16 protein-coding genes are annotated in these 6743 nt (G+C 53.3%); all 16 read right to left on the bottom strand.

Annotated elements, in window-relative coordinates:
• Nucleotides 1–5 precede the first annotated feature (5 nt).
• The gene (locus tag AB1656_18555) at nucleotides 6–191 is read right to left on the bottom strand and encodes a type Z 30S ribosomal protein S14 (protein MEW6237388.1); all 186 of its coding nucleotides are present in this window, start codon (nucleotides 189–191) and stop codon (nucleotides 6–8) included.
• Nucleotides 192–205: 14 nt separating this feature from the next.
• Nucleotides 206–766, bottom strand: coding sequence for a 50S ribosomal protein L5 (gene rplE, locus AB1656_18550; GenBank protein MEW6237387.1), 561 nt, complete (start codon nucleotides 764–766; stop codon nucleotides 206–208).
• A gap of 57 nt (nucleotides 767–823) precedes the next feature.
• The gene (rplX, locus tag AB1656_18545) at nucleotides 824–1057 is read right to left on the bottom strand and encodes a 50S ribosomal protein L24 (protein MEW6237386.1); all 234 of its coding nucleotides are present in this window, start codon (nucleotides 1055–1057) and stop codon (nucleotides 824–826) included.
• Nucleotides 1054–1422 (bottom strand): 50S ribosomal protein L14, encoded by a 369-nt coding sequence (gene rplN, locus AB1656_18540; protein ID MEW6237385.1) that lies wholly within the window; start codon nucleotides 1420–1422, stop codon nucleotides 1054–1056. Before rplN ends, rplX begins: the two co-directional genes overlap by 4 nt.
• Nucleotides 1423–1444: 22 nt before the next feature.
• Complete coding sequence (rpsQ, locus tag AB1656_18535) at nucleotides 1445–1714, bottom strand: 30S ribosomal protein S17 (protein MEW6237384.1); 270 nt, start codon at nucleotides 1712–1714, stop codon at nucleotides 1445–1447.
• Nucleotides 1711–1917 (bottom strand): 50S ribosomal protein L29, encoded by a 207-nt coding sequence (gene rpmC, locus AB1656_18530; protein MEW6237383.1) that lies wholly within the window; start codon nucleotides 1915–1917, stop codon nucleotides 1711–1713. Before rpmC ends, rpsQ begins: the two co-directional genes overlap by 4 nt.
• Before the next feature lie 10 nt (nucleotides 1918–1927).
• Nucleotides 1928–2344: a 50S ribosomal protein L16 gene (gene rplP / locus AB1656_18525; GenBank protein ID MEW6237382.1), complete on the bottom strand. Its 417-nt coding sequence runs from the start codon at nucleotides 2342–2344 to the stop codon at nucleotides 1928–1930.
• 1 nt (nucleotide 2345) lies between these two features.
• Nucleotides 2346–3008 (bottom strand): 30S ribosomal protein S3, encoded by a 663-nt coding sequence (gene rpsC / locus AB1656_18520; protein ID MEW6237381.1) that lies wholly within the window; start codon nucleotides 3006–3008, stop codon nucleotides 2346–2348.
• Between the two features lie 30 nt (nucleotides 3009–3038).
• Nucleotides 3039–3380: a 50S ribosomal protein L22 gene (rplV, locus tag AB1656_18515; GenBank protein ID MEW6237380.1), complete on the bottom strand. Its 342-nt coding sequence runs from the start codon at nucleotides 3378–3380 to the stop codon at nucleotides 3039–3041.
• A gap of 13 nt (nucleotides 3381–3393) precedes the next feature.
• The gene (gene rpsS / locus AB1656_18510) at nucleotides 3394–3678 is read right to left on the bottom strand and encodes a 30S ribosomal protein S19 (GenBank protein ID MEW6237379.1); all 285 of its coding nucleotides are present in this window, start codon (nucleotides 3676–3678) and stop codon (nucleotides 3394–3396) included.
• A 74-nt stretch (nucleotides 3679–3752) separates the two neighbouring features.
• A complete protein-coding gene (gene rplB / locus AB1656_18505; GenBank protein MEW6237378.1) occupies nucleotides 3753–4589 on the bottom strand; it encodes a 50S ribosomal protein L2 in 837 nt (278 codons plus the stop codon).
• Nucleotides 4590–4614: 25 nt separating this feature from the next.
• Nucleotides 4615–4908, bottom strand: coding sequence for a 50S ribosomal protein L23 (gene rplW / locus AB1656_18500; protein ID MEW6237377.1), 294 nt, complete (start codon nucleotides 4906–4908; stop codon nucleotides 4615–4617).
• Nucleotides 4908–5546 carry a 50S ribosomal protein L4 gene (rplD, locus tag AB1656_18495; GenBank protein ID MEW6237376.1) on the bottom strand — a complete coding sequence of 213 codons (639 nt, stop codon included), beginning with the start codon at nucleotides 5544–5546 and terminating at the stop codon, nucleotides 4908–4910. The genes rplW and rplD overlap by 1 nt, the downstream gene beginning before the upstream one ends.
• 7 nt (nucleotides 5547–5553) lie before the next feature.
• Nucleotides 5554–6204, bottom strand: a complete 651-nt coding sequence (gene rplC / locus AB1656_18490) for a 50S ribosomal protein L3 (GenBank protein ID MEW6237375.1) — start codon at nucleotides 6202–6204, stop codon at nucleotides 5554–5556.
• A gap of 54 nt (nucleotides 6205–6258) precedes the next feature.
• Complete coding sequence (gene rpsJ / locus AB1656_18485; GenBank protein ID MEW6237374.1) at nucleotides 6259–6576, bottom strand: 30S ribosomal protein S10; 318 nt, start codon at nucleotides 6574–6576, stop codon at nucleotides 6259–6261.
• A 41-nt stretch (nucleotides 6577–6617) separates the two neighbouring features.
• Nucleotides 6618–6743 (bottom strand): elongation factor Tu (tuf, locus tag AB1656_18480; protein MEW6237373.1); only part of this gene is annotated, 126 nt, incomplete at its 5' end.

Here is a 6743-nt window from a genome sequence, read left to right as displayed (position 1 = left end):
ACGAGTTACCAACTCGATTTGGTCATTCCAGGAATATAGCCTTCCAGGGCCAGTTGACGCAGACAAAGGCGGCAGAGTTTGAAGCGGCGATAGACGCTTCGCGCCCGTCCGCAACGTTTGCAGCGCGTATATTCTCTTACTTTAAATTTTTGCGGCTGTGAAGCCTTGTAAATCATGCTCTTCTTCGCCATGCCAAACTCCTTTGTTAATTACGGAACGGCATTCCGAACAATTTCAACAGGGTCAAGGCCTCTTCATCCGTTTTGGCCGTGGTGACGATGACGATATCCATTCCCTGAACTTTGGGAATGGCATCGTAGTGAATTTCCGGAAAAATCAATTGTTCTTGGATGCCCATCGCATAGTTCCCGCGTCCATCCAAGGATTTTGGAGAGAGGCCGCGGAAGTCGCGGATGCGAGGGATGCTGATATTCAGAAAGCGGTCGAGAAAGTCGTACATGCGCGTTTTTCTTAACGTAACGCTGCAACCAACGCTCATCCCCTCGCGCAGTTTGAAATTGGAGATCGATTTTTTTGCCTTCGTAACAACAGGCTGCTGGCCAGCGATGGTGGCTAAATTCTCTTTTAAGCCATCGAGAATTTTGGCGTCGCGGCTGCCTTCGCCGATGCCCATGTTGAGGACGACTTTCGTCAACCGAGGGACTTCCATAACATTTTTATATCCGAAAGCCTTAATCATTTCCGGGACAATGCGCTCTTTATAGTCGATCTCGAGACGGGAGCGGTATCCCTTCACCACGGTCATTTCGACTTTATCTTCGGATTTGGTTTTCTTTTTTTTCTCGTTCATTTTTTTTACTTATCATTTCACCAAACGGACGTTGGAGGGGTGGATCGAGCCTTCGCGTTCGATAATCCCGCCGGGACGGTTGCTTTGGGGATCCTTTTTTTGGTGTTTTTTCTGCATATTCACCCCTTGCACGACGAGGCGGCCTTTTTTGCGGTTGATGCGCAGAATTTTACCCGTTTTACCCAAATCGTCGCCGGTAATCACTTGAACCACATCCCCCTTTTTGAAACGAATCTTTTCCATCATAAAACCTCCGGGGCGAGAGATATGATTTTCATGAACTTGCGGTCGCGCAATTCGCGGGCGACGGGTCCGAAGATGCGGGTTCCGATGGGATCGCCCGCTTCATTGACCAATACGGCGGCGTTGTTATCGAAACGGATGGTGGAGCCGTCGGGGCGCTTGATTTCCTTAGTAGTTCTGACGATCACCGCTTTGACGACGGCGCCTTTTTTCACGTTGGATTCGGGGATGGCTTCGCGGACGCTGGCCACGATGATGTCGCCGATACCGGCGTACCGGCGGCGAGAACCGCCCAACACTTTGAAACAACGGATTTTACGGGCGCCCGAATTGTCCGCCACGACGAGATTGGTGTATTCCTGAATCATGTTATGCCTCCCGCCGCCCGTTTTAGACTACAACGGCCTTCCGTATAGTTTCGAGATATCGCCAACGCTTGGTTTTGCTCAAAGGCCGCGTTTCGGAGATGCGAACGAGATCGCCGACGATGCATGAATTTTTTTCGTCATGGACTTTGACGCGCTTTTTGCGGCGCACGACTTTTCCATATTGGGGATGGCGCACCAAGCGTTCGAGTTCGACGACGATGGTTTTATCCATGGCCGTGCTGATGACGAGGCCTTCGCGTACTTTTCGTTTGTTCGTATTCGTTTCCGTCATGATGTCTTTTCCGCCTTCGCGAGGTTTTCATCTCTCACGGTTAAGGCGCGAGCGATATCTTTCTTGATTTCTTTGATCTTATTGGTGTTCGACAATTGATTGGAATAGAGTTGCATGCGCGAATTGAACAATTGTTTTTTGAGATCGTTCACGCGTTGGTCCAGTTCTTCCATCGAAAGCGAACGGAAGTCGTCTGCCTTCATTTTTTGTCCCTCACATCGTTTCGTCCCGCGAAGAAAAGCGGATTTTCAGCGGGAGTTTATGGCTCGCCAAACGGAAGGCTTCGCGCGCCACATCTTCGGTGACGCCGCCCAGTTCGAAAATAACATGGCCCGGTTTTACGACGGCGATGTGCATTTCCGGAGCGCCTTTGCCGCCGCCCATGCGGGTTTCCGCCGGTTTGGCGGTGACGGGTTTATGAGGAAAGAGGCGAATCCAGACTTTGCCGCGTCTTTTGATATAGCGGTTGATGGCGACGCGAGCCGCTTCGATCTGGCGCGAGGTTACCCAGCCGCCGGTCATGGCTTTCATGCCATAATCGCCGAAACTGACGGCGGTTCCCCGGCAGGCGATGCCTCGGCGGTTGCCGCGGTGGACCTTGCGGAATTTTTCTCTGGCTGGCATTAACATCTCAGGTCGTCGCCTCCTGCGTCTCTTCTCCGGCGCCCATAATGCTGGCTTCGCCTTTGAATATCCAGCATTTCACGCCGATGCGCCCATAGGCGGTGCGCGCTTCCGAGAAACCGTAATCGATATTGGCTCTCAAGGTATGCAAAGGAACGCGGCCTTCGCGGTACCATTCCGTGCGGGACATTTCCGCGCCGCCCAAACGTCCGGCGACCATCACTTTGACGCCCAGGGCGCCTGCTTGCATGGAGCCTTGGATGGCGCGTTTCAAGGCGCGGCGGAAGGAGACGCGGCGTTCCAGTTGCAGCGCGATGGCTTCCGCTTGCAATTGAGCGTCCAATTCCGGATTTTTGATTTCGCGGATATTGATATGGATTTGGCGTTCGGTGATATTGCTTAGAAGTTTCTTCAACCGTTCGACTTCCACGCCTTTGCGGCCGATGATGATGCCGGGCCGGGCCGCCAGGATGTTGATGCGCATCCGCTGCGTGAATCGTTCGATCTCCACTTCGCTGATGCCGGCGTGAAAAAGGCGCTTTTTGATGGCCGCCCGGATTTTCAAATCGTCGTGAAGCAGCTCGGCGTAATCCTTCTCCGCATACCAGCGCGATTTCCAGTTTTTATAGATTCCTACCCGGAACCCGTATGGATGAACTTTCTGTCCCACGATTTCTCCTCGTAACCTTGTTCGGTCGGCTTATCGCTCCACCGGTCCCAACTCGATGGTGATGTGACTCAAGCGCTTGCGTACGCGCATGGCGCGTCCCATCGGCGCGGGGCGGAAGCGTTTCAGCATCCGCGCCCCGTCCACGAAAACTTTGCTGACGATCAATTCGTCCGGATCGTAGTCGGTCGTCTCTTCGACGTTGGCGGCGGCGGATTTGAGCAGTTTCAACAAAATCTCCCCCGCTTTTCTTCTGGGAAGAAAGGTCAGAATATTGACGGCTTCTTCATACGATTTTCCCCGAATGGTATCGGCGACGATTCTCGCTTTTCTCGCCGACATCCGGCAAAAGCGCAACGTGGCGTGCATAGCCATGATAGTTCCTCTCTTACTTCAGCCGCATCACGCGGGCGGTTTTGCCGCCGTGCGACTTGAAGGTTCGGGTGGGCGAGAACTCACCCAGTTTGTGTCCAACCATATTTTCCGTCAAAAAGACGGGGACGAATTTCTTTCCGTTGTGAACGGCGATGGTATGCCCGATCATTTCAGGCATGACGGTGCAGCTTCTCGACCAGGTGCGCAGAACTTTTTTCTCGTTCTTGTCGTTCAAATCCTGGATGCGTTTGAGCAGCCGATCATCCACGTATGGTCCTTTTTTCAACGAGCGTCCCATGCTCTTTACCTACCTCAATCGAACAGTGTCTAAAGTTTCCCGGATTCAATTCTATCGAAAACAATCCTCAGCGGTTATTTTTTCTTGCCGCGCCGTCTTCCTTCCAGGATCATATTGGAAGTCCGCTTGTTGCGCCGGGTTTTATATCCTTTGGTCGGTACCCCCCACGGAGTGCAGGGGTGGCGTCCGCCGGAAGATTTTCCTTCGCCGCCACCCAGAGGATGGTCGACGGGATTCATGGCTACTCCGCGCACGTGAGGCGACCTGCCCTTCCAACGCACCCGGCCCGCTTTGCCGATCTGGATGTTGGAATGATCGGGGTTGGAGGTTTGGCCGATCGTCGCCCGGCAGTTCAAATGAACCATGCGCACTTCGGTGGAGGGCAGTTTAATGCGCGCATATTCGCCTTCGCGGCCCATCACCTGAGCGGAAACGCCCGCCGAACGGGCGAGGGAAGCGCCCTTGCCTATTTTCAATTCAATGGCGTGAACCACCGTACCATCAAGGATTTTCTTAAGCGGAAGGCAATTGCCCAGTTTATGAGGGGCGTCCGACCCCGATAGAACCGTAGCGCCCACCTTCAGGCCGTCGGGAGCGATGATGTAGCGCTTTTCGCCGTCGGCGTAGTGTAGAAGCGCGATGCGCGCCGTGCGGTTGGGATCGTATTCGATCGCCGCTACGGTGGCGGGAATCCCGTCTTTATCGCGCTTGAAGTCGATTATCCGGTAGCGCCGCTTGTGTCCGCCGCCGCGATAACGGACTGTAATATGGCCTTTCGTATTCCGTCCGCCCGTTTTGCGCAGAGGAGCAAGAAGGCTTTTTTCCGGCGTCGTCTTCGTGATCTCGTCAAAAGCCGCCGTGGTCTGAAAACGCCGGGTAGGAGTCGTTGGGTTATATTTCTTAATCGCCACTGTTCTAGTCTCCGCTTACCCCATCTTAAACAAATTCGATCTTTTCGCCCTTGGCGAGTTTCACTAACGCTTTCTTGAATCCGCGCGTCTTTCCGAATATGCCGCGATAGCGGTCGTATTTTTTCTTGGAGTGGACATTCACGGTGCGTACATCGACGACTTTCACATTGAAAGCCATCTCCACGGCGTTTTTAATCTCCAATTTATTGGATTCGTTGCGGACTCGGAACGTGTAGACATTTTCCTTTTCGGAGAGGTTGGTCGTCCGTTCCGTAAAAACCGCTTCGAGAATGACATCGTACCCGTTGGTCATGGCCATCACCGTCCTCCCTGTTTGCCGTAGCGTTGTTGGTACAATTCCGCCGCCGCTTTGGTGAGAAAGATATTATCCGATTCGAAGATATCCAAAGGAGAGCACGAATTGACGCATTGAACAGCAGCGGAAGGAAGATTGCGAATGGCGAGAAGCGTTTTATTGTCGGGCTTGGCGTCCACGAAGAGCGTACGGCCTTTCGCTTCAAACGTTTTCAGGAGATTCGCGGCGATCTTGGTTTTGATTTCGGGAAAATTAAAGTCGGAGAGAAGAAAACATTTTCCCGAACGCGCCTTCAAGGACAAACACTGACGGAAGGCTTCCTGCTTCATTTTTTTGGGAATGGCTTGGCGATAGGAGCGAGGAACAGGTCCGAATTGCCGTTCGCCGCCGCGATGCTGGGCGGCGCGGGTGGTTCCTTGGCGGGCGCGGCCTGTTCCTTTTTGCCGGAAAGGCTTCTTTCCGCCGCCGCTCACTTCATGCCTTGTCTTGGTTTTATGCGTACCCTGGCGTTTGTTGGCCTGGTAGCTGACCAAAACCTGGTGCAGGAAGTAATCGTTTATCGGAGCGTCGAAGACGGTTTCGTCCAGATCGATCCGTTCGCTTACGGTTTTATCAAGGTTATAGATTTCGAAAGTCGCCATGGCTCGATTATTTCTTTATTTTTTGTTTTTTGGTTTTCGTCGTAGTTTTCACGAAGACAATGCCGCCGTCGGGTCCGGGAACGCCGCCGCGAATGTAAAGAATATTATGCTCGGCATCGACTTTCATCACTTCGATATTTTGGATCGTAATCTTTTCATGGCCCATGTGGCCGGGAAGATTATGTCCCCTATCGACGCGGGCAAGGCCGGTTCCCGGACTGACGGAACCGATGCGGCGGTGGAACATCGATCCGTGGGTCATCCGTCCGCCTTTCCAATGGTGGCGGCGTACGCCGCCCTGGAAGCCTTTTCCTTTAGAGATTCCCGAAACGTCCACGCGGTCTCCTGCGGCGAATTGGGAGGCGTCCAAATTCCCGCCTACTTCAAGGCCTTCCACCGAATCGACCCGGATTTCGCGCAAGTGTTTAAGCGGAGCGACTTTCGCCTTATTGAAATGGCCCAGCGCCGCTTTCGTAACCTTCTTTTCCTTGGCTGGAAGAAATCCGATTTGAATCGCGTTGTAGCGATCGGATTCCACTGTTTTGACCTGCACGATCGGGCATGGCCCCACCTCGATGGCCGTCAAGGGAACCATGCGGCCATCCTCCGTATACATCCGCGTCATGCGCAGTTTGCGTCCTATAATTGCTTTAACCATTTGCCTTAACCCGCCGTCAACTTGCTTTCGCTACTCGCTTTGTCCCGCCGCTGGCTACAGTTTGATCTCGACGTGCACGCCCGCCGGCAATTCCAGTTGCGTCAAAGCATCCATCGTTTTGGGACTCCAATCGAGGATATCGACCAACCGTTTATGGGCGCGGATTTCGAATTGTTCGCGCGATTTCTTATCGACGTGAGGCGAACGCAGAACCGTATATTTCGAGATTCTCGTCGGCAAAGGAATCGGTCCTAAAATTTTAGCTCCGGTCCTGCGCGCCGTATCGACGATTTCCCGCGTGGATTGATCGAGCAGCCGGTAATCGTACGCCTTGAGCCGAATGCGAATTTTATTTGGATGTTCTCCAGCCATGATTTATCCGCGCGTCTGCCGCGCCTCTTTCCCTATCGTTTTTATTCGATGATTTTATCGATAACGCCTGCGCCCACGGTGCGGCCGCCTTCGCGGATGGCGAAGCGCAATTCCTGCTCCATGGCGATCGGCGTATGCAATTCGCCGTTCAAGACCACGTTATCCCC

The sequence above is a fragment of the Candidatus Omnitrophota bacterium genome (genome assembly GCA_040755155.1).
GTDB lineage: Bacteria > Hinthialibacterota > Hinthialibacteria > Hinthialibacterales > Hinthialibacteraceae > JBFMBP01.
The sequence above is the reverse complement of the archived record's forward strand: the minus strand, read 5'-3'. Positions and strand labels throughout refer to the sequence as shown.

Coding starts and splice junctions, on each gene's coding strand:
- AB1656_18555 (MEW6237388.1), bottom strand. CDS start 191: ATGGCGAAGAAGAGCATGATTTACAAGGCTTCACAGCCGCAAAAATTT.
- rplE (MEW6237387.1), bottom strand. CDS start 766: ATGACCGTGGTGAAGGGATACCGCTCCCGTCTCGAGATCGACTATAAA.
- rplX (MEW6237386.1), bottom strand. CDS start 1,057: ATGATGGAAAAGATTCGTTTCAAAAAGGGGGATGTGGTTCAAGTGATT.
- rplN (MEW6237385.1), bottom strand. CDS start 1,422: ATGATTCAGGAATACACCAATCTCGTCGTGGCGGACAATTCGGGCGCC.
- rpsQ (MEW6237384.1), bottom strand. CDS start 1,714: ATGACGGAAACGAATACGAACAAACGAAAAGTACGCGAAGGCCTCGTC.
- rpmC (MEW6237383.1), bottom strand. CDS start 1,917: ATGAAGGCAGACGACTTCCGTTCGCTTTCGATGGAAGAACTGGACCAA.
- rplP (MEW6237382.1), bottom strand. CDS start 2,344: ATGTTAATGCCAGCCAGAGAAAAATTCCGCAAGGTCCACCGCGGCAAC.
- rplV (MEW6237380.1), bottom strand. CDS start 3,380: ATGGCTATGCACGCCACGTTGCGCTTTTGCCGGATGTCGGCGAGAAAA.
- rpsS (MEW6237379.1), bottom strand. CDS start 3,678: ATGGGACGCTCGTTGAAAAAAGGACCATACGTGGATGATCGGCTGCTC.
- rplW (MEW6237377.1), bottom strand. CDS start 4,908: ATGGCCATGACCAACGGGTACGATGTCATTCTCGAAGCGGTTTTTACG.
- rplD (MEW6237376.1), bottom strand. CDS start 5,546: ATGGCGACTTTCGAAATCTATAACCTTGATAAAACCGTAAGCGAACGG.
- rplC (MEW6237375.1), bottom strand. CDS start 6,204: ATGGTTAAAGCAATTATAGGACGCAAACTGCGCATGACGCGGATGTAT.
- rpsJ (MEW6237374.1), bottom strand. CDS start 6,576: ATGGCTGGAGAACATCCAAATAAAATTCGCATTCGGCTCAAGGCGTAC.